This is a genomic window from Enterobacter sp. MEB024, from assembly GCF_030209635.1.
GTDB classification, from domain to species: domain Bacteria; phylum Pseudomonadota; class Gammaproteobacteria; order Enterobacterales; family Enterobacteriaceae; genus Enterobacter; species Enterobacter ludwigii.
The window spans coordinates 335615-359757 of record NZ_JARVRQ010000006.1 but is presented as its reverse complement, the minus strand read 5'-3'; the positions used below and the strand labels follow the sequence as shown (position 1 = coordinate 359757).

The following is a 24143-nucleotide window of genomic DNA, read 5'->3' as shown; positions in this document are numbered from 1 at the left end:
GAAGCTGATTATCGGATGATTACATTCTCCAGCATCAAAGCCTCGGGTTGAGTTGAAAGGTATTTACGGGGTGAATGATAACACCTAACTTTAGTAAGTGAATACCCAAGGATGAAAAGTGTGATCCCGATGGGAGCCTGTCAGGGCTCCCTTATTGAATCGCCTTGCCTTCTTAGCCGTAAAGCGCCGCCTTGCCGATGGAGGAGAATAAATCCATCTTCTGGATCACAATCTCTTTCGCTGCATCCATTGGCTTAAGGTATAGAGCGTTAGGTTCATGACTTCCTGATTTCAGTTCTTCTTCCAGTGCAATATAGAATGCTTTTTTCATATCGCTGGAAATGTTGATTTTGCTGACACCGTGCTGGACAGATTCTGCCACCTCAGCATCTTTGTTACCTGAACCACCGTGCAGAACTAGAGGAATGCTCAGTCGCTGCTTAATGGCTTTCAGTCTCTCGATATCCAGTTTCGGCTGTTTTCCTGCCGGGTATAATCCGTGTGAGGTTCCAATCGCAACCGCTAGCGTGTCGACTCCTGTCTCTCTCACAAACTGTTCAGCCTGCTGTGGATCGGTATAAAGGATTTCAGCGTGTCCGCCTTCGCTGCTGCCCTCAGCCACACCTATCGTGCCGAGTTCCGCTTCAACAGATACGCCCGCTGCATGGGCCACTTCGGTAATATGGCGGGTGATCGCAATGTTTTCCTCAAATGGAAGGGCTGAGGCGTCGATCATGACAGATGTATAGCCGGTGCGAATGGCCCGCATAACCTGTTCCAGTGTCTGCCCGTGGTCCAGATGGATGACGACGGGCACCGTTGCCTTAATCGCCAGTTCGCGAAGATAGTAAATAAAATCATCCCCGGTAAATTCATGCTCATCAGGATGCACTTCAAGAATGACGGGTGAACGAAGTTTTTCTGCAACCTCAATGACGAGCCTGGCAAACTCGGCAGAGGCAATATTGAATGCGCCAACGCCAAATTTATTTTGCTGAGCTATGGATAAAACGTCTTTCATATTCATAAGCATGGTTACATCTCCTGTACAGTTTCAGGGCTGTCTTTCTTAATAAAACGAAGAATAAGGGCCGTCAGTAATGCGCCTGCAGCAATAGCAGCGATATAGCTGACAACATGGGTGATCACATTCGGAATAAACATGACAAATACGCCACCGTGCGGGGCTCTTGATGCACATCCCAGCGCCATAGAGAGGGCCCCTGCAAGCCCGGATCCTGCAACAATGGCAGGGATGACACGTAGCGGATCAGCTACTGCGTAAGGGATTGCACCTTCCGTGATAAAAGATAGGCCAAGAACATAGGTGACTTTGCCGGTGTCTCTTTCCTGACGGGTAAACTTACGACCAAACAGCGTGGTGGCGAGCGCAATGCCTAACGGCGGTACCATGCCAGCAGCCATGCAGGCGGCAATCGGTTCATAGATACCTGTCGACATTAGGCCAATAGCAAACATACAGACGGTTTTATTCAGCGGTCCTCCCATGTCGAAGGCCACCATCATGCCTATCAAAAGTCCCATGATGGCTGCGTTGGTATTCCCGAGGTTCTGAAGAAATAAGGTTAGCGAGTCGAGAAGAAACTTAATGGGCTCGCCAATGACTAACACCATCAACGCACCGGTAATAAAAACGCTCAGTAACGGGACGATCAGTATCGGCTTCAGGCCTGCCACGGACTTAGGGAGATTGATATATTTCACAATCAGCAGCGTGATATATCCCGCCAGGAATCCGGCCAGTAGTGCTCCGAGAAATCCCGAACCCGTTTGTATCGCCATCATGCCGCCAACGGCCCCGGAAACCATGCCCATATTGCCGCTAATTGATTTACTGATGCCAAGTGAAAGAATGGGCAGCATCAGGGCAAAAGCGGCACCCCCACCGATATCAGAAAGCATTTTTGCAACAGGGCTGAAATTTGGATCACCAGGTGTTGCAGCGGTAATGCCAAATGAGAAACTCAGGGCAATCAGAATGCCACCGGCAACCACGAACGGAATCATCAAGTTAACGCCGGTAATAAGATGAATATAAATCTGGGAAACGAGATATTTATCCGTATCTTTTTGTGACTGCTTTTCCGAAATATCTGACGCAAGATACCGTTCAGGCTGTAATTTTCCAGAAACAATATCATCCAGTAACCCAGATGCATCTTTCGCTGCACGCGTTACCGAGACGCGGATAATGTTTTTATTATTAAAGCGCGAGAGATCAATAACCTTATCGGCGGCGATTAAAACTACGTCCGCCTGCCTGATATCATCATCTGTAAAAATATACTCACTTTCAACAGCGCCATGCGTTTCAACAAGTAAGGGAATGCTTTTTTTACAGGCGTTCTTTTTGAGGTTTGCTTCAGCAAGGTATGTGTGTGCAACGCCAGTTGGACAGGCGGTAATTGCAATGATTTTCATTTTATTCTCCTTGTAAGGATGCTACTCCCCGGTATTGTTGAGAATTAACCGGTACAGTTCCTCTTGTGAGCTGGCATTAAGTAATTTGTCGACGACGTCATCATCTCCTAATGCAATTGATATACGGGCCAGCACTTTTATGTGTCCCGCTCCGCTGTCGACGTCTTTCACGGCAAACAGAATCACCAGTTTGACATCGGAACTATCCATGGTTTCCCAGTCAACAGTCTCCTTTAGCTTGGCAACAGCAATTCTTGTTTCTTTAACCCACTGAGATTTTCCATGTGGAATAGCAATCTGATTTTCGAAACCCGTTGACCCCAGTGCTTCTCTTGCAAGCACGTCAGCGATAAAACCTTGTTTATTATCGATTACACCTTCTTCGCATAGCGACTGCGTCAGTTGCTCAATGACATCCATTTTACTGTTCGCCTGCATATCAGTTATCACGCAGGCTTTGCTTAATAGATCACTTAAAACAATTTTATCTAACATGCTATTTCTCCTGAGAGTTGCGTTCGGTGAATAATGTTTCCGTCACGCGAATAATATCTTTTGCTGAAAAAAGAGCGGATACATATGCCACAGGGATCATCATTTCTTCTATCCTCACCGTTGAAATGATTAAGTCACATTTCTTTTCAGATAATGTTTTTTTAAGCCTACTTCCAGGCACAATGTCGACAATCTCCCAGTCCGGGAATGCTTTGGTGATCCGGCTATACAGAAGCTGCGATGTGCCGACTCCACTTGAACAGACAAGGATAATTTTTTTGTTCTCTTTAACCTTTTCTATTGCTGCCTGAATATAAACGCTTAAATAAGCAACTTCATCCTCTGAAGGGGGATCGTGTTTATCATAGTTATTTATTTTTATAGTGGCGCTTCTGACTGCAGCGAAAACATCTGAGAGTTCTTTTTTTATTTCATCAAGAAGAGGGTTGTGAATAATTATCCGGTAAGTTAGTCGATTTAGCATCGGCTTAATATGCATGACCAGAGAGTTCAACAGTGTTTTGTCTGATATCAAATCACATTTAAGCGACTGAGAGATGTCACTTGTCAGATTTATGGCATAACTTACCGCCTCTTTATCCTGAAAATCGTTATCTGGAAGGTTGGTTAAGGTCGTATCTTTTCCAGATGAAATCAGATACTGATAGATGTAGTTAATTTCAATCTCTGGAAAGGAAAATGTATACTTTCCCTCTAGCCATGATATTGCTTTAACTGCAACTTTCCATTCTTTATTATCATGAACTGGAACCGTCTTGTTATCGGTATGAGGATGACACTTCTCCATTCGTCTGATGGTGACCAGTAAATGTGAAAAAAGATTGGTGTAGTAGGGTTCACTGATTGCACATGCTAATTCATCTTCTATGAAGGTGATGAGGTTGATACAGTTCGCGACGTTTTCTTTACCAAACTCTTTTATGAGTTGTACACGAGAAAATCTGTCGATTCGACTATCGGTCATCTGATAATTACATAATACGCTATGTGTTATGATCTCCTTGAGAGCCATGCGAATATCATAGTCATTCCCTTCAACATACGTTCCCGTATGATTCTTTATCATCACCAGTGAAAAACTGCCCAGCCATTTATCAATTTTATTTAAATCCTCTACGATTGAGGAGCGGCTGATGAAATACTTGTCTGACAAAAAAGTAATGGATAATGGCGTGGGTGAGTGCGTCAGCATATCAGTGATGATGCCAATGAGTCTTTTGCTTTTTAATATGTTAGCAACATGTTCGTCTGGAGATGTGACTGGCAAAGACACTATTTCACTTGCATCCAGCCTCATGCCCAGGCCAGGTCTGCAGAGTATGTGATTGCCTTTATCAGCGAAAAAGTCGTTGATAGCATCAACATCTCTTCTGAGCGTGCTCACTGAGATATGAAGGATTTTCGCGGCCTGAGCCGTGCTTAGCCAACCATCTTCCTGAGCTAATTGATTTACCAGCGATATTTGTCTTTTGCTCAGCACTTTCATTATCCACTCCTTCGAAGAAATGTTGGCGCTTCAATGATGTTAGTTATAACGACTCTCATGATGCGAGGAAATACCATGAAATGAACGCATGTATACCATCACAATGAACAGCTCGTTATTCGGGAGAGGCGTGATTATACGTGGGCGTTTGTAAGTTAATGTCCCTAAGAGAAAAGAACAGGGTAGTTAACTGGTTTAATGGATGGGGATATTAATAGCGTGAGCTTGATGTTAATTCTATTTTCAAAAAAAACACAATTTGGAGACGAAGTTAAATGAGTCATATACAGAAAATTTCATAGCAAGATTTGACTTTTGAAGTCATTTTTTTCTAAGGAATGCTCTGGTTGATATGTCATTCAGTTGAAGATTTTTCTGAAATGTTTAAAAAGAAACAGAGGGCAGGGGATTGCCCTCTGTTTGTGTTGTGACTCTGAATTAAGGCGCAGTACTGAAAAACTCCCCAAACTTCACTGCCAGCCAGCCAACCGGTGTGGTCGCCCCCCCGACAATATTGGTAATTTCAGACATTCCCTCCGGCACCGGAATATTGGAGTTAACCGCCGCCTGAGTGTATTCCTTCGAAATGTCCGTTCCGACGTACAAAATGCAGCTGACGATCAGCGTGCCGCTAATGAACATGCGGAACATATTGCGTTTACAGAATGGCGTGACCATTGCCAGCAGGAACATCAATGAAGCGAGGTCGACAAATGGCAGAACGCGGTTACCGGGCAGAATGATAGACAGTACCACGGCCATCGGGATCAACAGCAGTCCGGTTGCCAGCACTGAAGGTTCGCCAATCAATAACGCGGTATCCATGCCGATGTAAAAGTCACGATCAGGGAATTTGGCCTTCAATTTTTCTTCTGCGGCATCTCGGACGATCAGTAATCCCTGCACCAGTATTTCAATCATTTTTGGCAAGAGCAGCATCGCAGCGGAGACCTTGATTGCCAGCGAAACGGCAGCCGAAACGTCATACCCGGCAAGGAATGCCAATAGCAATCCCAGTACAAAACCCAGCGTCAAAGGCTCACCAAATACCCCGAACTTCTTATTAATGCTTTCTGGATCAAAATTGATTTTATTGATAAGCGGAATCTTATCAATAATATAATTACAGGCAATACCAAAGGGGACGTAGGCTATACAGGTAAGGTGAGGGAAGGAAATCCCTTTGAGATTATAATTTTTTTGTAAATACGGGGCGGTTAAATCTGCTGCCAGTAACGTTAAGACAAAAATACCAAATGTGATGCCAACAGAAAGCCAGTAGTTACCGGTTCCGGCGTACACGACCGAGCCCATGATCAGGAATATCCAGTAGTTAAAGATATCGATATTCACCGTTTTGGTTAATTTGAGCAGCAGCATGGCCAGATTGATGACAATAAAACCGACCACGACAGGCAGCATCAGCGGAGAGCCCCAGCCAATCGTTGAAGCGGTCGGCCACCCGGTGTCGACGACATTCAGCTGCAGGCCGATGCGCTCGACCATTGCCTGAGATGCAGGGCCAATGTTAGTCAGCAGCAGGCCAATCACCAGACCGACACCTTCAAACCCAATACCGACCAGCATCCCGGCTTTAAATGCCGTTCCGATTTTTACCCCAAAGCAAAGTGCGATAATAAAGAATATTACTGGCATCATGACTGATGCCCCCAGACTAATAATGCTGTTGATAATATCCATAATGACTCCTTAACAAGGTAGCCGAATTGGGCGCGAGCGAACCCGTGCCCAATGGGCTGTATAAAAACCTTAAAGGTCTTTTTTTATATTTAACTGAGTTTCTTCAGCAAGATCTCAGCAAATAGTTTGGGTGAATTACTGAAGGCGTCGAGAGTACTGCCCGCAATATGCGGAGTGATGGTTACGTTATTCAGCAAATAAAACGCGCTGTCATCGGGCAATGGCTCATCGTCGAAAGTATCCAGCGCTGCCCCCATAATTTTTCCGGCCTGGAGAGCGTCAATCAGATCGTGTTCATTGATTAGCCCGGAGCGCGCGGTGTTAACAATGATGGCGCTGTTTTTCATTAACCCGAAATGGTGTGCGTTGATCAGGTTTTCGGTTTCCGGCGTCATGCGTGCATGAAGTGATACAACGTCAGCCCGTGTTACCAGTTCGTCGAGAGTGTCGACTTTCTCATAGCGTTCGTGGCCGGAAACGTACTTATCATAAAAGATAATTTCCGTGCCAAAGCCGCTAAGAAAACCCGCGACCAGTTGGGCAATATGACCCAGGCCAACCAGGCCGACAACCTTACCGCCAAGCTCTGGAATAGCCTGATGATTAGGGCTGTCTTTACGCCAGAACTTATCGCGTAATGCGTCATGAGAACGGGCAATATTGCGCATTTCAGCCAGCATCATCCCGACCGTAAACTCCGCCACACTGCGGGCATTGCGCCCCGGCGTATTCATCACCTCAATCCCCCGGACCATGGCTGCCTGCTGGTTGACGTTCTCAATGCCTCCTCGCAGTACCCCTATGTATTTGAGCTTTGGCAGCTTATCCAGCACCGCTGTGTTGACCGGAGCAAACTGAGTTATCAGGATTTCAACGTCGTCAGCATCCTGAAGTAAGGCTGCGGGTAATGCGACCGCTTCTGCACCTTCCTGCTCGACCCGCAGATTATCCTCCTGCAATTTTTCAATCGATTCATGCGACCATTCACGAACTTCAACGTCGATACCTTTATCCCTGAGCGCGTTAAGACCTGCATCCATCATCGCTTTATTGATAAAAAGATCGGCTATCGCCAGACATTTCATAGTGATTCTCCATAGATTAACGCATCAACATACCGCCGGTGACATCCAGAGTTGCTCCCGTCATATAGCTGGTTTTAGGAGAAACCATGAAGACCCCGATGTCGGCAATTTCATTTGGCTGAGCCACCCGACCTACTGGAATACGGCTGACGTAATAGGCAGGATCCTGTTCAATATTTTTACGGATCATCGCGGTGTCCATAATTCCGACGGCGATGTTGTTCACGTTGATATTCTGTTTTGCGACCTCCCTCGCCAGCGAGATAGAGAAAGCCACCAGGCCCGCTTTACTGGCTGCGTAATGGGCATGACCGGTCGTAGAGCCATGGAACGCGGCCTGTGAGGTAATATTCAAAATGCTGCCTGACTGATCCTGTTGCAGACAGTGGTTCACAAATAGTTGGCTTAAATGGAATACCGCTTTCAGGTTCACATTCATCACCAAATCCCAGTCCTGCGGGGTTATCTCGGTGACGTAACCACTGAGCCAGATACCGGCGTTGTTGACCAGAATGTCGGCCTTTCCCATCTGCTCAATGCAGGCCGCAAAGAGGTGCTCCCGGCTTTTCTCATCGGCAAGATCGGTTTTTACCGCCATAATTTTGACGTCAGAGGTCGATTTCACCTGTTCAATCAGTAACTCCGGGCACTCTTCATCACGCATGTACGTGAAACAGATATTGACGCCTTCTTTAGCCAGGGAAAGGACAAACTCCCGGCCAAGACCCGTGGCACCACCGGTGACGATGGCTGTGCGGTGTTTCAGATTTAGATCCATTCATTCCTCACTTAATGCGTGATGTAGTTACTGCAGCTTTTCCATGGGGACTGCATTTCAGATAACAGCTTTTTGTAGAGCTGATATTTGTCCTGGTACACTTGCTGACGGGCCGGATTCGGCGTCACGGTACGTGCGACGCGCACCATTTCATTGGACGCGGCAAAGACATCATCAAACCAGCCAATCATGACAGCCGCGGTCATGGCAGTACCGAGTGTGCCGTGTTCTTTAACATCGACAATCTCAAGCGTGCACTGGAAGATATCGGCAAAGACCTGTAGCCAGACCGGCGAGTTAGTGACTCCGCCAGCAATTCGGATGGTCCGGCTCAAATCCGGATTGATGTTCCGTAAACGTTCGGTGTGATACAGATGGCTGAACGCCACACCCTCGTAGATTGCGCGCAGGAAATGCGCTTTTTTATGGAAACTGTTCACGCCAATAAAGCCCGCTGAGGCATCGGGAATGGTGTTAGAGCCAAATACGAAAGGAAAGAACAGCAGATGACTCTCTTCTGGCGTCGTGGATAAGACCAGGGTGTTACATAGCTCATAGACGGAAGAGCCCTCGGCAGCAGCGGTTTCCCGGTCGTTCTCCATGAAATTATTGATAAACCATTCAAGATTACTGGCAGACGTCGGGCTGGCTTCGGTTATCAGCCATTTACCGTCAATCGGGTAAATCGAGGTCATAAACAGATCTTTGTCGATAACCGGATGGTCAGTCACATATTCATTGATGCTCCAGGTTCCGGTGATGATAGCCAGCTTATTGAGGGTATTAATCCCGGAGGCGACAGACGAGGCGGAAATATCGAACACGCCGCCAGAGACAGGTGTGCCTGCGCATAAGCCTGTTTGACGGGCAACTTCATCGGTTATCCGACCGCAGCAGTCCGTGGACAGTTTGACTGGTGGCAACTTCGCGCGCAGGTCAGCAAGCCCCCACCATGCCAGCAGCTCATCGTCATACTTGCGGTCACGTACGTTAATCAGGTTGGTCCCGGAGATGTCAGTAAGCTCAAGATAAACCTCTCCGGTCAGGTAGAAGCGGATCAGGTCTTTTACCATAAAAATGGTATGTGCTTTCTGCAGCACTTCTGGCTCGTTATCCTTCAGCCATGCGAGCAGAGCAATGGGTTGTCCGGCCCAGATTGACTGCATCGTTTTAGGCAGGATGTCGGTCAAAAACTCGGGTGAGTTTTGCCATTTTTCCACATACTCTTTCGCCCGACTGTCGGTAGAGATAATGCCGTTGCGTACCGGATTGCCAGCTTCGTCTACCAGATACAAACCGTTCCCATGCCCGGTGACGGCGATTCCTTTGATTTGACTGGCGTCGATCCCTGATTGCTCGATCGCTTTTTTGATGACCTCGATGTTAGCCGCCCACAGTTCGGTAATATCGCGTTCGGTATGAAATTCCCGGGGTGTCAGCATCTGGGTGGATTTTGACGCGATAGAAACCACGCTGCCGTTGCGATCGTAGATAGCCGCCTTCGTGACTGTCCCGCCATTGTCGATACCCATTACATATTCATCTTTCATTACCGTGGACTCCTTATTGGTTACCATAAACCCGGCTCGCTGGTGGTTATTCCTTTAAACCCGGCATGGAATATTTTATCTACAAGGTATTTCCGCTTTACAAAGCCTCCGGCGATGAATATCACGTCAAAGCCATTCAAGTTTCGGCTAATCAATTCCAGACACTGGCAGGCATATTCAGCAGGTAAGATTTCTATTGCATCCGGCGGGTTATGTTTAACGATATCGATAGATTGATCCAGCGATCGAGAATCGATAAGTAACACCCGAAAAATTGTTAATAATCCCTCTTTTTTTGCATAGCGCAGGGCGGAGAGATTGGAAGAAATAACACCATCAACTTTATAATAACTTTTCAGTAGATTGATCCCAGCCTGATCGGGTTTAAACCCGCCGAGTAACTCCAGATGGACCAAAACCTTCTTACCACTTTGATGGCATTTTCCAATCAGCGATTGTAAGTTGCCGATATTGGCCTCTGACAACAGAACATATTCCGACGCACAGGATAATGCCTTGTCAAAGTGTTTGTATTTTCTGACTGAAGGAATGATGGTGTTATTTAAAAACATATTAGTATCCGATGTTATTTAGCCATATAGAGGCTGTATGCTTCTTCCGCTGTGGCATTTTCATGGACGATAGCATTCAGGCCTGCGACCACTCTGTCTGGTCGCGGATCCTGAGTGATATTACGACCCACTGCCACCCCTTTAGCCCCAACCTGCATACAGTGCTGAACAAACTTGAAGTAACCATCAATGCCGGTTTTGGGGCCACCAAGTGCAAGGACGGGAACGCCTGCCGCTTCGACGATCAAGCGGTCTTCCGCAGTGCCTGTAAAACGTGTTTTGATGACATCGGCACCCAGCTCCACTGCGGCGCGAGCCGAGGCGGCGATAATCGCCGGGTTGTTCGAGTCGTCGCTGGTAACGGGGTAACCATATGGGAGTGATTCGACAATGAGCGGCACGTTCCAGCGGTCTGCGGCTTGTGCCAGTTGCATTGCCATGATGTGCGTTTTTTCTTCGTTGAAGGCACCCGGGAAGGTCATGCAGACGACACCTTCAGCGCCGACTTTCAACGCATCTTCAACGGTAAACATCGGGGTAGTATCGGGAACGGTATTATCAAAAATACTGACTGTACTATCGACGCGTAATACAACAGGAACCGAATTTAATGGCTCACGGAAATTCTTCAGCATGCCGTACGTGACCAACGCACAATCCAGCCCTTGTTCAACCAATGCTGGCAGTTGGTTTATCGTATTATCAATACCATTTGTTTTTGTGGAAAAATAGTAACCATCCAGTGCTAATGTCACTGATTTACCATCTTTTGCAAAAATCTTTGAGAGACGGCGTTCTTTAGACATTTATTTACTCCTTAGCAAGATAAAAAATAAAAAAAGCCCTCAGAGACTCACGTCTCTGAGGGCTTTCTATTCACATACCCTTGTGATAATGGTTCAGAAATCTAAATCATTATCAGTTAATTGTTTTGCAATTTGAGAGGGGTTTAAACTTTCTTTATATTTAAATCCGTTCTCTTGCGTGCTTAAATAACTAACATGCTCAGGATTAGCTTGTCTAGCTTGAGTGCCAAAACTGAGATACTGATCACGTCAATTTTTTATTCTTGTAAGAATTAACGGTGCTCCAATTTGATGCAACCAGTTGAAATAAAACAACTAAAGTATCTCGTCGAAGATTTTCTGGCGGGTGAGTTATTTAGCCCGGAAGGCTTTTGATACCATATTCGTTATTCCACCAAATCGTAGAATACAAACGCCAGTTTATTCCCGTCCGGATCGCGTACATAAGCACTATGGAATCCCTGTCCGTATTGCGGCCTGTGCTCCGGCGCACCTTCATCCGCGCCCCCCAGACTAAGGGCAAGCGCATGCAACTGCTGGATATGTTCAATAGAACGGGCGTTCAGCGCCACCATCGTGCCATTACCAACGCCCGCTGGTTGTTGGTTAAAAGGCCTGCCGACGCACAATCCGATGGTATGGTTATCGCTGAACGTCCCCCAGGATGCGCCTTCTTCATTCCGGCCTGCCTTAGGATGCCCAAGCAATTCCATCAACGGATCGTAGAATCGGATGGCGCGTGGTAGATCGTTAGTACCCAGCATCACGTAAGAAAACATAAATCCACCTTACTCACTTTTGTATTTTTGTTGCAGACAGCCTGCCGGTGATACTGACTGGCTTTGATGCTGCCCACGCAGTTTAAGCAGGCGGGCAACTGATATGATGACGGCTATACCGGCCAGCAGCGCCGCGCCGTGGAAAGCAATCCTGCCGCCGGCATGGAAGTAAACCCAGCGAGTTATTTCAATGCTAAGGGCAATTATGCCGAGCGCCAGAATATTCAGCGTGGCAGAAACGGTGCCTTTTGGCAGGTTATGAGAAAAGAGCGTGAAGCGAAACAGCACCGGATAGAGTAGTCCAATACCCAGGGCATAAAAGCTCGTTCCCAGTACTGACCATAGCCAGACGTGTGACCATAGCAGGTTGCCGACAAGCAAAGTCAGCAAGCCAGCAAGCTGTATCGGGACTGTACCCCAGATAAAACGCGGTGAAGTCGGGTCTTTGATAAAATTCGCTACGATCGCACTGGCGATAATGATCCCACTAAACACGGGCACCTGTGTCCAGGCATAGGTACCGGGAGACATACCCCCGTGCTCAATCAGGATCACGGGGGAGAGCGCCACCCAGGTGATGATTGGCAGGTTACCAAAAGCGACTGCCAGTGAGCCGGTCAGCACCACTGGATGGCGAAATGCCGCGATGAAATCTGACAGCACTTCACCCGGTTTGAATTCTCTTCCCTGAGATATAACTGTTTCCGGCATTTTGAACAGTAGTAAGAACCATGCTACCAGACCAAACACACCGATGATGGCAAAAAGCAGTTTCCAGTGAATGAACGCCATCAGCGCAGCGCCGGCCACCGGCCCGATAACCGGGGCGAGCAGAACAATAGAGGTCAGCGCAGCCATGATCCTGATGGAATCCTTTTCATCAAAGGCCTCCTGTATTGATACATAACCAACGGTGGAGATAAAACAGATGCTGGTGCCCTGAATAAAGCGGGCGACGAAGTATTGTTCGATCGAGGTGACAAACAGCATGCTCAGGCATGCCAGGGCAAAGATCATTGCACCCGTGAGCAGGACGTGGCGGCGGCCAACCCGGTCGGAGAGAGGACCCAGGAGCCACTGGAGCGCCAGTCCGCCTGCCATATACAAACTGACTGATACTGGAGCCAGCGTAACATCCGCCTGTAACTCATTTATAATGTTAATGACGCCCGGCTGAATAAGGTCCGTTGTCAGGTAAGCTGAAAAATCGTAGATGATCATCGCCAGTGGAAATAATAGTACGCTGCCATACCTGCTAAGGCGTCCCGAAAATGGCGTCATAAACGGGTTCTCCGTTTTTTATTATTGAATGGTTATTTATCAACTTAGATCGTGCAGTTCCTTATCCATCGCAGGAGTCAGTCTGAGATCAAGAAATGCTACCTCCAACCCCTTGCGCTGAGGTGTACAACACATGATGCCCGTTTTTACAGGGCCCGTAGGGAAATGGCATAAGCGAAGTAATGGCCAGTGCTGTCCATCTGAGGAGTACTGCAGTCGTAACGCATCTTTTTTACGGGTCAGACGCAGCCAGAATTCCTTCGGATCCCCAGGAAAGAGTCCTGTAGCCCAGTCGGAATATCCCTGCGTGAGTACACTCCCGATTGCAGGTGTGCCATCGTTGAATTCGATGCCAGCTTTGAGCCAGTGCTGTTCGTCAGAGAGAATCATAATTCCGGCCTGGTCATAGAGTGTGGTGAAGTTTGCGCGGATCCTGACCTGAAAAGTAAAATCACCTGTTACATCAGTAGCGTAGATGTGGCCGGTAAAACGCTCAAACCCGTACCAGGTACGGCACCAGAAATCAGTATGCTCATCTGTGATTACCGACAGGGCGTTATTTTCGTAGCACCATACGGCGGGCTCATTGATCCATTCAAACTTGCAACTCATCATTGTTCTCCTGTCATGCGGAATGCAGCATAACGATAGTTTAAAATGTCAGTTCCATTTCAAACTGGCATAACGGTTCAGCCTGATAACCCGCCGCAGTAAATAATGGTGCCAGCGTTTCTGGGATCGCGGCTGATGTACCTATGCCAGGCCATCTGGCATTGATTTTCTGAAGCATTCTTTTAGCCCGTCCCTGGTAACGATACACCGGTTCCACAAACAAACAGCGGAGCTGAGGTTGTCCCATGAACTCCGCGACAGCACACCATGCATGTTCGTTATCCCTGAGGATGTCGCAGGGAATAGACAAGAGCTGCAGGGGGCTGGCCAGCCAGGGAAGATCATCATCTGGTGCAGACCAGACGGTACGCAGGAAGTCATCAGCAGTCTTGGATTCCATATCCCCTGAAGGTATTTCCGGACGAGACTGTGGATCTCCCCGGTATTTGCACAGATGTCGGCGAACCTGAAAACCGAGCGCGTGATAGAGAGCGATTGCCCCGGTATTTTCGCGCATCACTTCCAGCCTCACGCTGGATAACTTTTTCTCTTTTAAGGAGGTAAACAGAGGAGTAAGCATCTGTTTTGCCAGTCCCTGGCTCCGGTACTCAGGCAACACACCAAATGCTGCCAGACGCGCTTTGTCCATTCTGCGGGTTACGATGGCTATTGCCGCCGGGTTATCATTGACCAGCCAGACAAACGAGTCTTCAAGGCTGAGTCCTTCTGAAATGAAACGTGAGGCAAACATTTCCGGTGGCAACGCAAACGGTGTCAATGATTCATTAAAGCTGTCTGCAAGAATACGGCACAGCTCAGTAATGCTGCATTCAAGGGCTGATACCGGAATAACGGTCATAGATAAAGCTCTCCATTGCGGTTACCGGGAGCTACAGGGGAAAATATGCTCCCTGTTTTCTCAGACAGTGAAGCTGATTTCTACAGAGCGGGCACTGCGATCGCCCTCACCATGGTAAACAGCTTCGATGTTGTTACCGTCCGGATCCAGAACAAAAGCGGCATAGTATCCGGGATGATAGGTTCGTTCGGCAGGTGCGCCGTTATCACGTCCGCCATGATTTAGTGCTGCGTGGTAAAACGCGTTCACCGATTCACGGTCTGCGGCCTGAAAGGCCAGATGGTGCCGTCCTGTAGGCACTCCGCCAGACTCCGAACTTTTAACCGACGAAATGACCAGTTCGTCAGCCCAGATATAATCGTCATCGGTAATAACCATGGGGATCGTAAGTACCGCCAGAACAGCAGTGTAAAACGCTTTGCTTGCGGCAAAGTTGTTTACCACGAGCTGGATATGGTCGATAAGTCTGCCACGATGCAGCGTATAGTTATCCATGGTTCATTTCCTTATTCAGATTCTGTCAGTCAGGTCTTTACCTGTGAAACTCAACAGAGGCACAACTCTACGTAATGATTGTGTTGTTGGAAAAAAAATACATTAAGTTTTGTGCTCTGAACCCGACAGATATCAGAAAATCATTCCAGAATTGGTCTTTGTACAGGAATTGCTATTCCGTTATTCGCTTATGACCAGGCTCTCAATTGCCAGTTGTAATATAACGAGCAGGGATGAGATAAGAGCAAGCCATTTTACGGGGCGTAGTTTACGTTCAGGTATAGAGAGCGTGTGGAGTATGGCATGACGCTTCATTTTATTGAGTGGCATGCTGCCTCCTTAAAAAGAGCCGCCTGCACAGGCTGCTAAACAATGAAAAAGAATCATTCCACAAACAAGGCACTTGTGAGCAAGGTTAGTTGCCCTGGTGCTAACGTAACGGTAAAAACAAGCCACAAGTGGCTAACCGTTTTCCTTCCGGGTTGACAGTTTCCTCCTGTATAACTGTTCGTTTGTTAGCCAGAACAGGTTAACGGATAAAATCAGTATATCCATAATAAATAAATGGTTGTTTAGCGTTTATTTAAATAATGCCTTCCGAATAATACGCACTCAAATAATAAACAAGGTGGGACTATCCAGTACTGCTAATTGATAGGCGCTCATGAGAACTGGAGAGATAATTGCTTCTGATTAGCCATCAATGCAATTACATCCTAGGCGGGGGATTCCCGGGGGGTTAAGTAGCGTGATTAACCACCATAAATATTGATTGAACTCATTTACCTAAAAAGCGCCATTTTGATAATCTCGACTTATCTCGTTGAACATCTACAGGAATGTAACGTTGGAAATCTTTTTTTAACCCGCTGAAAAATATCTCTTAAATATTTTTCGTACATAAACATTCATGGTCCGTTCAGTACGGATCCGATTTTGTATGGGTTAAAAAAGGTACGTTATGAAAGTTACATGGACCGTCACGCCTGTGGGGTGTCAGCGCATCGCGAAACGCTGCCCTTCATGCAGCATTAAACGGGACTTTTTGCCTTCGGGGGCATTTCGGGTTAATTCGCAAAAGAAGGTGCTGGACGTGTGGAGTATCTACAAATGCACACACTGCGATTACACCTGGAATATCTCCCTGTTTACGCGCCTGCACGTCAACAAAATTGACCGCGAACTTCATCACCGATTGATGATGAACGATGCAGCCACGGTTCTACATTTTGCCTATGACACAGCTACGCTGAAGCGAAATAATGCCGAGCTATCGGGTCGGCCTGATTTTACCGTTCAGGAACGCTGGCCGGTAAGCATCACTGCCCACCAGCGGGTCCGCGTTAGTGTTAGGATTTCCCGTTCATTTCAGGTAAGTCTGCTGTCGATTTTGAAGCAACAGCTCATGCTGAGTGCCGGGGAAATTCTGAAAGGGGTTGAGGCAGGGCAGATCAGCGGCGTTACGATGAAGATGCTTAAATCGAGAAAGCTGAAGGCAGCGGAATATGAATTCCAGCTGTCTGCGGAAACGTTATATGCCAGGCGCAGGATTGTTCTGACGCATCGTTAAAAACATGAAGCTCCCCTGAGGTAATAAACGCCCGTGTGGTAGCGGTTCAACATAATGCCAAATAGGCCGGGGATAGGGGAGCTTCAGTTTTTCAGCTTCAGAATGGAGAACTTTAGTGAATGGGGTGATAAACGATATCGCTTGAATTGAGCCGAGTCTGAATGGTGCTTTAAGGATTGGGGTATCGGCAAAGGCGTAGCTTAATTGAATGGGTTGTATCATTGGCCGCGCGAATCCGTAATGCGCTGCTGTAACCATAATTCGACTTCGCTTTGCTTCCAGCGGGAACTGCGGCCCAGTTTGATTGGCTTCGGGAATAGACCATCTTTAATTAGCTTGTAAAACCACTTGTCCGTCAGTCCTGTAAGCTTCGTGATGAAGCGCATATCCACCAGTTGATCATCAAGCAAAGAAATTTGTTCTGTCATAATGCTATCTTCCATTGTGGGATTATCCTGAGCTGGTGGTTGATTGCTCGTTACTACCAGCCCTTCCACATCAATGGATTGATACGTAAAAAAGTGCAGAACGTGAGTTACACCGTGCGAGGACGCCCCAGTCCGCTGGGCGGCGGTACCTCACTGGCTCCGTAATGATAATGGCCGTGCTTTTGCTCTTCTTTGGTGAGATAGCTGATGATGTAGCGCAGGTTATCGATGGCTTCGGTATCATCGTAGTTCACTGGCTTATCAATACTGACGTCATAAGTGGACTTGTATTCGCAGCGGTTGTAATAGCCTTCTCGTTGCGTTATTTCCCGCCATATTGTTCCGACTCTCTCAGCTATTGGGTAGGTAGCTTGGTTAAGGTGCCTGTCGAGATAGAACACGATATGGGCATGGCACCCGTGGTCTACAGAGTTCTCGAGTACCCAGAAATACCCAGCCAGATTTGTGTGCTGCAGGGTGCGTTCAATCAGTACACGTACCTCTCGTTCGGTTTCGTTCCATGAATGGCGTTTATAGCGCTCTGTACCTTTCTGATAGAACAGGTCGAGTCTGAGTGCCTGTATTCGGGAGTATCGGTTCAGTAGTTGATTCAGGTGGTCGTTGATTAGAGACAGTAGAAACCAGTTCATCGTGTATCTGGGATTAAAGGGGTAAGGTGTGTGCATTGATTTATCCTTTGTCAGGTAGTGTTCAAAGGATTGGGATGAGATGTAATTTTTAAGAGAAGCGGAGATATGGCAGTTACAGGGAACTGTGTATCCAGGGGAATACAGGCAGGGTTGCTTGTTGGGGGAAGGAACAGTAAACAGAGTGGTATAGAAACAGGGAGTCCCCTTTAATTATACTAAAAACCCAAATGTTCATATCTGCTGTTGAACGATTTTAATGAGGTGAACAGAGGAGATTCGTAGAGAAAAAACCATAGGAATAATGCAGTAAAATGTCAGAGTATTATCACAATAAAATCAGTAGGATATCAGTAAAAAATCAGTCATCCCTCAGCCTGTGACCCGAGTCCCTCTACCTAAAAGATGCTCATGCTAATCTGTGTTCAGGAGCCAGAATTAGAGGGAAGAGACGATGTTGCATTACGATATGATCCGCTACGAGATAATGTATCTAAAAATGCTTGGTGCGCTTTCCAACACTGATTACTCCTTACAGTGGAGTACTTATGATTCGCCGGATCAGTTTCGACGTTTAATCTCTGAGATCCTTGAACGGCATTTCCTGGGCGATCAGGACAGGATCAAAGTTGGCCGGAAAACTCTTAAAGAATGGGCTGAACTGCTACTGATTGATAAAGATTATTTTGATTGTTTCAAAGGTACACCAAGAGCATTGTGGTTTGCTCACCATTATATTTTTGAATACCCAGTATTATCTGCAGGGCTGACGCTTGGTGGGTTGGGGAATGACCTCGGTTGTTCAGGAAGATTTAATTCTCTTTTAATGGATAATAATATCTTCACAAATCTTGATTTCCCTAATTTGAATATCGACCTGGACGATATCGATTGGGACCTGATAACCAATCCAAAGGCCACAGCCTCGAAAAAACCGAAACGTGTTTTCTCCCGATTTTATCTGAACGCGGGAGCAAGTACCGATCTGTACAACCCCACCCCGGTAACTGAGCGTGAACTCATCAATGGTGTGATGAGATATATTGATGAAGCTCCATGCTCACTTGGAGATAAGATCTCTTATTTCAAAAAACTGCATGAGGGCTGGCTTGAGCAATATGATTTTTTTCTGACAGATTTTGACTGGATGTCACGTGATGATGAAATTCAGTTAGTCTATCTCTGGGACTATCTCAAAGGAAAAGAACGAATAGCGGGCTATCTTCGCCCTTATAATACGTCCATGCGTTATGACATGATTATTGCGGCTATGGATGTGTGGAACGTCCAGCCTGAAGAGAAGCTGGAGTTTATTGAGAAGATGAAACATGCCTGGCAAGCATCAAAATCTTATCGGCGATCTGCTAAATAGCGTTGTGATCTCAGTGGTTTCTTCGTCTGATTTCTCATTGTAGTGATGAATCTGAGTCGACCCTTTGAGTCGATCTAGGGTCCTCTCACTATCTCCTCCTTGTCCCGTTACGTACAGAGCACATAGTCGAGGTATGAAAATTAGAACGTTTACTTCTGACACTAAGCGGACAAACTGATTGAGCTGAAGGTCCGCTATGAGCGAGGAGCGGACAGTGGTTGGATGGCTTTCGAAACTAGCAGTCAATCAATTTCGTAACTTCGAATCAGCCCATATGTCGTAGTCGAAGTTATTTGAACTGAACTGTATTAATTGATAATTAAGGAAATGATTGGTTCATACATCCAGCATCCTGTCTGGCAAGAGTATAACTAACTTACTTTTCTACTTTGATTACCAAAACTCTAGATAATTTACTCAGCATTTCAATCAGTTATATCATAGTCTAGGCCAAGTTAGTTTGAAACATTTTTATTTCCAATTGTTAACATAACTTCTGTCTGATTTTATTACCTCAAATGCATACTGCGGTACAAAAACTCTTTACCATCTTAAAATCAAAATAATTGGTTGCTAATCCTTGCTGTTATGAAGTATAAATTATTAATTTAGTTCACTAATTTGGATATCTGATGGAACTGCTACAGGAACAAGGGGCTATACTTAAAGTTGTAATAATGCCTACCACTGGAGAACAAACTATAATTCAGGGTTTCGATACTGGTATTCTCAATTCGGAGTTATCCAACATTCTTTTTTTATTAACCAAAGCACCAAAAGAAATTAGTGATATTTTCATCAAACAAAATGATAATTCCCAGCTCGAGCTAAACGGGCAAAACCCTATTATTCTCATCTCCAAAGAAAACATTGACAATATACCAAATATTTATCAAGCGCCATTTTGTATAATTTTTTGTGTTCAAGAAGATTTTTCATATGCCTGTACTCTAAAAAAGCTTTTTGACATCCCTCCGATAATATGTTGCGATTCTAAACGCGCCGACTTACAGCTTAAAGAAATTAATAGCATATACTCTTTTGATAGAGCCCTATTTTCTCGCTTTAAATTCATTGAAAACAAAATAAGAAAAAACAGTGGGGAAAGAAAAATATCAACAAAGTTAAAGCGAAGAGGGGCTCTATTTTATAAATCAACCTGGAGATCGACACTTAACAACTCAACGCTTCCCAATGAACTATTAATTGAATCACTTGGCTATATGTTATCTCCACCTAAAAGAATTAAAGATGGTAGCAGCAAAAGAGAATTTATAAGGACAATACTTCATAGTGTTGATGCATACATCGAATGCTTAAAGCAATTAGACAAACCACTTCCAACGGAGGTTTTACTTTTTGCTCCTGGCATGCACTCTTTTTTATATGACAAAAAAAATCAATTTTATGAGTTAATAACGGAAGATTTATCTTTGGTTGAGAAAAAATTTCTTATCGATGGTGTCTTACGAAACCCTGGGTATTCTGGAATTAGACTTAATGTAAACTTTGATAGAAAAGAACTATTTAAAAGCCCTGCTTTCCGTTACTTCACTTCGCTGAGACGTTCTGAAATGCGGTTAACAACGGCTGCAATTGCTTTACTTAGTATGAATAAAGAAATCCCAGCGATAAGAATGCCAAACGCTATAAATCATTACTCCAATTATTTGGAAAAACTTGAAGATCTTGCAGTTTCTTCTGGAATAAATAGTGAGCCATTCATTACTAAATCTAAAGCATTCAATACTGTTATTAAAAGAGCCCTTGGTTTCAAGTTGAGGACATATATAACTCAAAATTTTAACAATTTATCTTTCGTTTGTGATGTACCATTGGACTGGGTAAGATTTAACAATATACCTATTATGTTCAGTCATGAAATATCAAGAATAAATGCTACACCTGGTAACATTCTTCTACAGAACACCTCAGATTTCCCTCGTGCTTTAGTTAAAGCATCTGAACTGAAGAAGGTTTTAATTATACGTTCTTTTGAACCTGATGATCACTTAAAGTTTATATTAGAGAACGCTATTGAAATATTTAAAAAACAGATGCCAAATCTTGACTGTGAGATTATTGATGTTAGAACGAAAATTGAACTTATAGATGCTCTAAATCAATATCAAGGTTACATTCTTGTCATGGACTGCCATGGAAATCATGATGGCAATGAAGGTAATGGATGGTTAATAATAGGTGAGGATAAAGTAGACACTTGGAGTTTGAGGAAAATTGCAAGAATTCCTCCTATCGTAATTCTTAGTGCATGTTTAACATCAGCTCTAAGTGGCTCTCATGCCTCTGTAGCTAATGGCTTCGTTATAAGTGGTGCATTAAGTGTCATCGGAACATTGCTGCCAGTAAATGCGGTAGACTCCGCTGTTTTTGTTAGTCGACTGATCTATCGGTTTTACGAATTTCCTTCCACGTTATCCAAGAATTTCACTCATGTTAATGTAAGACTTTTCCTTTCTGTTTTTCTTAGAATGTCCTACGCGAGCGATTTAATAAGAGGGTTTGAGCGTGAAGGATTGATACCGAAAAATTCATGGGAAGAAGACGCCATTAATATTAATATATATATAAATATGCTTCACCACGATTGGTACGATTATGTAATTAATAAATTAGTGAAGTTAACGGGGCTCACACTCAAAGATGTAATTAGTTTTATCGACAGGAAATTATTCATAACGGAGACCATGTGCTATAGTCAAATTGGTTTTCCAGATGCAATCACAATAAGTCTCAAAGATTAACAATCTGTATGTAGCTAAGTTAAAATCTCATGCTTTCGTTTCTGGCACAGGGCTGCTGTTGCAGCCCTGATAACATTAGACTTCTATCGATTCAGAGATCTCTAACGCATCATCTACTTCAATGCCCAATAACGGACTGTGCTTTCCAGTTTCTTATGGCCCAACAGAAGTTGGATCACCCGGAGATTCTTGGTTTTCTTGTATATCAGGTAAGGTTTTGTTCTTCTCATGGAATGTGTGCTGTAAAGCGAATCTTCGAGACCAGGCTTTTCTACCCACCCATGAAAAATTCGGTTGTATTGCCGGGTTGATATGTGCCGGTTAGTTCCGACCCGAGACCGAAACAATAAGTCTTTACTATGCAAATTGCCATGCTTTATCAATGCAGCAACAGCCTCTCTTGTCCCTTTGGTTATCTCAAATTGCACAGGGCTACCGGTTTTCTGTTGCGATACCGTTGCTCTGCTTGAAACAGAACTACCATATGCAACATCAGATACTTTGAGTTTGACCAGTTCACAGCCTCGTAGCTTATGTCCCGGGCCATATTGAACAGAGCTAAATCAAGCGTTTTACCTTCCAGTTCAAGCCGGATTCGGATCCCCCAGATATGAGATATCTGAAGTGATCTTTTTTGGCCGATGATACGGTCTTTGTTCCACGGTGACGTGTTCATACTCAAATCTCCTGCAATGTGGAGATTTGAGTATGGTTGTCCCTTATGAGCGAGGAACGTACGTTAATGCCTGAATCAGGTTTCACCGTAGGCGTCACCTGGATTTACTAGTTAGACAATATTTGGCACTTTATCTTTTATAGTTTTTTTGTACATATCGTAAGGATACATTCCATTAAACTTCATGTTTTTCATACCCGGCAATGACTCTGTAGACGCATGAACCGCAACAGGTGAAAACTTGAATTTTGTTTCATTAAGTTCTATCAGTTGGGCAGGAAATGTTTCTTGGATGAGATTCATCTCGGATGCGCCATACTTAAGCATAAGATGCTTTGGAATTCCTTGAGCTTTCATTAGCATCCTGATTTCAGGACTGATAATGTCTTCTATAGTTGATGTTGTTTTGACAGCATTTTTCACCATGATAATGTCAGGGATATAGTTTTTTTTAGTACCTGTGTATGGTTGCTGCTTCAAGCTGATATCCACTATAGAGAATGGTGGAGCAAATACCCAAGCATGTCCTGCGGTAAATTCACCATGGTCTGATGACCAGTAGTATGTTGTTTCCTCGTTAGACTTTTTTGGAAAATCAATTGTGCAAGAGCCTTTAATGCAAGCACACCATATACCTTTACGTTCCAGTATACGAGCAAGAATTCCTGATATATCCACACAAGCACCTTGACGGCCATTATCTAATAGCTGTTTGCTTAAAATTTTTGCTACATCAGAAATTATAAGCTCTGCCTTTTCTAGATATTCATTAGTGTATGGCTTTTCTGCTACAAATTTTGCAAACTTAATCAAGTAGCTTGGATCTCGTTGCTCTTCCTTAATAAAGTTTGGATGATCATAAAAATCTGGTTTATCCGTAGGGACCCCTTTTTTATGAAATTCCTTTTCTAATTCACTGAACATAGATATTTACTCTGATTCGCCTAACGTCGCTAAGACGTGCAGGTTTGTAGTGGAGGCGACGCCGCAACGAAGAAACTGTCGCCGTGATTGGCATTGTTATGCCCCATTTACTTTAACTTGGATTTTGAGCCTGGCACTTTGGAGTGATTGTTGTTGATCAGCTTGTGATAGAAATTCACAGTTACATGGATTGTTGATTTGGTTGACCGTGTAACCATGCTTTTTACTGTAGCCATCCACCCAACTAAGCGCATAAGCAAACGCGGCTTTGGAATCCTGAAACTGCTGATGAAAAGTAACCGTTGATGCAAAGGGTGGATTAAATTCAGAGTCGTAAACAAACACCTCTGTAAAAAATGGTGCAGTTCCTGTTGGAGAAATAATATGCAGCTTGTAGAAGACTTTTTTATCCGTGTGAAAATCAACTTCTTGGATTGGAACCATCTGGATTCTCCTTTTGGGGCATAATGTTCGCAGCACAGGCCAAAAACTTGTTGAAAGTTAAACACAAAAAGTGTGCTATTTCCCTGCGATTATTTGGCTAATTTTTGACCGGCGCATTCTAAAGCGGCCAGAGATTGTTCTTTGCAAATAGAGTGAGGCCTATAATAGAAAGATATAATTTCGTTTTCTGGGAATGGATTCGTTAATCATAAACTCTCCTTTGTGTAGGAATCCGGCTGTACAATGCATTAATCTTTTGTATGGTACACATTTTTATAGCCATAATAATGTTCTGAATTATAGGTAAATGTGACCTACCCCCCAGTATTAGATACATACCTCAGTTAGCAATATC

At 44.8% G+C, this 24143-nt stretch carries 22 protein-coding genes and 1 pseudogene; 3 read left to right on the top strand and 20 right to left on the bottom strand.

Translation table 11 applies throughout. The features are described from left to right. Positions 1-172 precede the first annotated feature (172 nt). The 15 genes from QRN24_RS13350 to QRN24_RS13280 form a co-directional block, all read right to left on the bottom strand. Positions 173-1033, bottom strand: a complete 861-nt coding sequence (locus QRN24_RS13350) for a ketose-bisphosphate aldolase (RefSeq protein ID WP_040018505.1) — start codon at positions 1031-1033, stop codon at positions 173-175. Between the two features lie 2 nt (positions 1034-1035). Next, positions 1036-2442, bottom strand: a complete 1407-nt coding sequence (locus QRN24_RS13345) for a PTS fructose transporter subunit IIC (RefSeq protein ID WP_153852678.1) — start codon at positions 2440-2442, stop codon at positions 1036-1038. 21 nt (positions 2443-2463) lie between these two features. Next, positions 2464-2937, bottom strand: a complete 474-nt coding sequence (locus tag QRN24_RS13340) for a PTS sugar transporter subunit IIA (protein ID WP_096924183.1) — start codon at positions 2935-2937, stop codon at positions 2464-2466. Between the two features lies 1 nt (position 2938). Continuing rightward, on the bottom strand, positions 2939-4444 hold the full coding sequence (locus tag QRN24_RS13335; protein WP_284942792.1) for a BglG family transcription antiterminator: 1506 nt from the start codon (positions 4442-4444) through the stop codon (positions 2939-2941). A 438-nt stretch (positions 4445-4882) separates the two neighbouring features. Then, positions 4883-6145 (bottom strand): PTS galactitol transporter subunit IIC, encoded by a 1263-nt coding sequence (locus QRN24_RS13330; RefSeq protein ID WP_096924184.1) that lies wholly within the window; start codon positions 6143-6145, stop codon positions 4883-4885. 89 nt (positions 6146-6234) lie between these two features. Further along, positions 6235-7230 carry a 2-hydroxyacid dehydrogenase gene (locus QRN24_RS13325; RefSeq protein WP_096924185.1) on the bottom strand — a complete coding sequence of 332 codons (996 nt, stop codon included), beginning with the start codon at positions 7228-7230 and terminating at the stop codon, positions 6235-6237. A gap of 16 nt (positions 7231-7246) precedes the next feature. After that, positions 7247-8008 carry an SDR family NAD(P)-dependent oxidoreductase gene (locus QRN24_RS13320; RefSeq protein WP_284942791.1) on the bottom strand — a complete coding sequence of 254 codons (762 nt, stop codon included), beginning with the start codon at positions 8006-8008 and terminating at the stop codon, positions 7247-7249. Between the two features lie 11 nt (positions 8009-8019). Beyond that, positions 8020-9558, bottom strand: coding sequence for an FGGY-family carbohydrate kinase (locus tag QRN24_RS13315; protein WP_153852681.1), 1539 nt, complete (start codon positions 9556-9558; stop codon positions 8020-8022). 20 nt (positions 9559-9578) lie between these two features. Next, positions 9579-10130 (bottom strand): glycerol-3-phosphate responsive antiterminator, encoded by a 552-nt coding sequence (locus QRN24_RS13310; RefSeq protein ID WP_000479583.1) that lies wholly within the window; start codon positions 10128-10130, stop codon positions 9579-9581. Between the two features lie 14 nt (positions 10131-10144). Then, the gene (locus QRN24_RS13305) at positions 10145-10936 is read right to left on the bottom strand and encodes a class I fructose-bisphosphate aldolase (protein ID WP_153852682.1); all 792 of its coding nucleotides are present in this window, start codon (positions 10934-10936) and stop codon (positions 10145-10147) included. 386 nt (positions 10937-11322) lie between these two features. Next, a complete protein-coding gene (locus QRN24_RS13300) occupies positions 11323-11715 on the bottom strand; it encodes a VOC family protein (protein WP_047365988.1) in 393 nt (130 codons plus the stop codon). A gap of 9 nt (positions 11716-11724) precedes the next feature. Continuing rightward, a complete protein-coding gene (locus QRN24_RS13295; protein WP_047365987.1) occupies positions 11725-12996 on the bottom strand; it encodes a multidrug efflux MFS transporter MdtM in 1272 nt (423 codons plus the stop codon). Between the two features lie 39 nt (positions 12997-13035). Next, on the bottom strand, positions 13036-13608 hold the full coding sequence (locus tag QRN24_RS13290; protein WP_096924188.1) for a DUF1349 domain-containing protein: 573 nt from the start codon (positions 13606-13608) through the stop codon (positions 13036-13038). Positions 13609-13648: 40 nt separating this feature from the next. Beyond that, positions 13649-14467 carry a GNAT family N-acetyltransferase gene (locus QRN24_RS13285; RefSeq protein WP_047365985.1) on the bottom strand — a complete coding sequence of 273 codons (819 nt, stop codon included), beginning with the start codon at positions 14465-14467 and terminating at the stop codon, positions 13649-13651. Positions 14468-14527: 60 nt separating this feature from the next. Next, positions 14528-14962 (bottom strand): VOC family protein, encoded by a 435-nt coding sequence (locus QRN24_RS13280; RefSeq protein ID WP_284942790.1) that lies wholly within the window; start codon positions 14960-14962, stop codon positions 14528-14530. A 961-nt stretch (positions 14963-15923) separates the two neighbouring features. Between QRN24_RS13280 and QRN24_RS13275 the strand changes: the two genes are divergently transcribed. Beyond that, positions 15924-16532 carry a DUF1062 domain-containing protein gene (locus QRN24_RS13275; protein ID WP_284942789.1) on the top strand — a complete coding sequence of 203 codons (609 nt, stop codon included), beginning with the start codon at positions 15924-15926 and terminating at the stop codon, positions 16530-16532. A 218-nt stretch (positions 16533-16750) separates the two neighbouring features. Here QRN24_RS13275 and QRN24_RS13270 read toward each other — a convergent pair whose 3' ends face one another. Together QRN24_RS13270 and QRN24_RS13265 are read right to left on the bottom strand one after the other, a co-directional pair. Beyond that, positions 16751-16960, bottom strand: a complete 210-nt coding sequence (locus tag QRN24_RS13270; protein ID WP_212025787.1) for a helix-turn-helix transcriptional regulator — start codon at positions 16958-16960, stop codon at positions 16751-16753. 107 nt (positions 16961-17067) lie between these two features. Then, the gene (locus tag QRN24_RS13265) at positions 17068-17646 is read right to left on the bottom strand and encodes a YagK/YfjJ domain-containing protein (RefSeq protein WP_284942788.1); all 579 of its coding nucleotides are present in this window, start codon (positions 17644-17646) and stop codon (positions 17068-17070) included. Between the two features lie 415 nt (positions 17647-18061). On the opposite strand from QRN24_RS13265, the gene QRN24_RS13260 reads away from it, so the two are divergent. Both QRN24_RS13260 and QRN24_RS13255 read left to right on the top strand, forming a co-directional pair. Beyond that, positions 18062-18979: a hypothetical protein gene (locus QRN24_RS13260; protein ID WP_284942787.1), complete on the top strand. Its 918-nt coding sequence runs from the start codon at positions 18062-18064 to the stop codon at positions 18977-18979. Positions 18980-19611: 632 nt separating this feature from the next. Next, positions 19612-21744, top strand: a complete 2133-nt coding sequence (locus QRN24_RS13255; RefSeq protein WP_275000321.1) for a CHAT domain-containing protein — start codon at positions 19612-19614, stop codon at positions 21742-21744. 75 nt (positions 21745-21819) lie between these two features. Here QRN24_RS13255 and QRN24_RS13250 read toward each other — a convergent pair. From QRN24_RS13250 to QRN24_RS13240, 3 genes and pseudogenes are all read right to left on the bottom strand, one after another. After that, positions 21820-22420, bottom strand: a pseudogene (locus QRN24_RS13250) (tyrosine-type recombinase/integrase). Between the two features lie 111 nt (positions 22421-22531). Continuing rightward, complete coding sequence (locus QRN24_RS13245) at positions 22532-23344, bottom strand: hypothetical protein (RefSeq protein WP_142418149.1); 813 nt, start codon at positions 23342-23344, stop codon at positions 22532-22534. 96 nt (positions 23345-23440) lie between these two features. After that, the gene (locus tag QRN24_RS13240; protein ID WP_142418150.1) at positions 23441-23788 is read right to left on the bottom strand and encodes a hypothetical protein; all 348 of its coding nucleotides are present in this window, start codon (positions 23786-23788) and stop codon (positions 23441-23443) included. Positions 23789-24143 lie beyond the last annotated feature (355 nt).

What these genes read in the sequence shown, in the direction of transcription:
- QRN24_RS13350 (WP_040018505.1), bottom strand. Translation starts at nt 1,033, where the DNA reads ATGCTTATGAATATGAAAGACGTTTTATCCATAGCTCAGCAAAATAAA.
- QRN24_RS13345 (WP_153852678.1), bottom strand. Translation starts at nt 2,442, where the DNA reads ATGAAAATCATTGCAATTACCGCCTGTCCAACTGGCGTTGCACACACA.
- QRN24_RS13340 (WP_096924183.1), bottom strand. Translation starts at nt 2,937, where the DNA reads ATGTTAGATAAAATTGTTTTAAGTGATCTATTAAGCAAAGCCTGCGTG.
- QRN24_RS13335 (WP_284942792.1), bottom strand. Translation starts at nt 4,444, where the DNA reads ATGAAAGTGCTGAGCAAAAGACAAATATCGCTGGTAAATCAATTAGCT.
- QRN24_RS13330 (WP_096924184.1), bottom strand. Translation starts at nt 6,145, where the DNA reads ATGGATATTATCAACAGCATTATTAGTCTGGGGGCATCAGTCATGATG.
- QRN24_RS13325 (WP_096924185.1), bottom strand. Translation starts at nt 7,230, where the DNA reads ATGAAATGTCTGGCGATAGCCGATCTTTTTATCAATAAAGCGATGATG.
- QRN24_RS13320 (WP_284942791.1), bottom strand. Translation starts at nt 8,008, where the DNA reads ATGGATCTAAATCTGAAACACCGCACAGCCATCGTCACCGGTGGTGCC.
- QRN24_RS13315 (WP_153852681.1), bottom strand. Translation starts at nt 9,558, where the DNA reads ATGAAAGATGAATATGTAATGGGTATCGACAATGGCGGGACAGTCACG.
- QRN24_RS13310 (WP_000479583.1), bottom strand. Translation starts at nt 10,130, where the DNA reads ATGTTTTTAAATAACACCATCATTCCTTCAGTCAGAAAATACAAACAC.
- QRN24_RS13305 (WP_153852682.1), bottom strand. Translation starts at nt 10,936, where the DNA reads ATGTCTAAAGAACGCCGTCTCTCAAAGATTTTTGCAAAAGATGGTAAA.
- QRN24_RS13300 (WP_047365988.1), bottom strand. Translation starts at nt 11,715, where the DNA reads ATGTTTTCTTACGTGATGCTGGGTACTAACGATCTACCACGCGCCATC.
- QRN24_RS13295 (WP_047365987.1), bottom strand. Translation starts at nt 12,996, where the DNA reads ATGACGCCATTTTCGGGACGCCTTAGCAGGTATGGCAGCGTACTATTA.
- QRN24_RS13290 (WP_096924188.1), bottom strand. Translation starts at nt 13,608, where the DNA reads ATGAGTTGCAAGTTTGAATGGATCAATGAGCCCGCCGTATGGTGCTAC.
- QRN24_RS13285 (WP_047365985.1), bottom strand. Translation starts at nt 14,467, where the DNA reads ATGACCGTTATTCCGGTATCAGCCCTTGAATGCAGCATTACTGAGCTG.
- QRN24_RS13280 (WP_284942790.1), bottom strand. Translation starts at nt 14,962, where the DNA reads ATGGATAACTATACGCTGCATCGTGGCAGACTTATCGACCATATCCAG.
- QRN24_RS13275 (WP_284942789.1), top strand. Translation starts at nt 15,924, where the DNA reads ATGAAAGTTACATGGACCGTCACGCCTGTGGGGTGTCAGCGCATCGCG.
- QRN24_RS13270 (WP_212025787.1), bottom strand. Translation starts at nt 16,960, where the DNA reads ATGACAGAACAAATTTCTTTGCTTGATGATCAACTGGTGGATATGCGC.
- QRN24_RS13265 (WP_284942788.1), bottom strand. Translation starts at nt 17,646, where the DNA reads ATGCACACACCTTACCCCTTTAATCCCAGATACACGATGAACTGGTTT.
- QRN24_RS13260 (WP_284942787.1), top strand. Translation starts at nt 18,062, where the DNA reads ATGTTGCATTACGATATGATCCGCTACGAGATAATGTATCTAAAAATG.
- QRN24_RS13255 (WP_275000321.1), top strand. Translation starts at nt 19,612, where the DNA reads ATGGAACTGCTACAGGAACAAGGGGCTATACTTAAAGTTGTAATAATG.
- QRN24_RS13245 (WP_142418149.1), bottom strand. Translation starts at nt 23,344, where the DNA reads ATGTTCAGTGAATTAGAAAAGGAATTTCATAAAAAAGGGGTCCCTACG.
- QRN24_RS13240 (WP_142418150.1), bottom strand. Translation starts at nt 23,788, where the DNA reads ATGGTTCCAATCCAAGAAGTTGATTTTCACACGGATAAAAAAGTCTTC.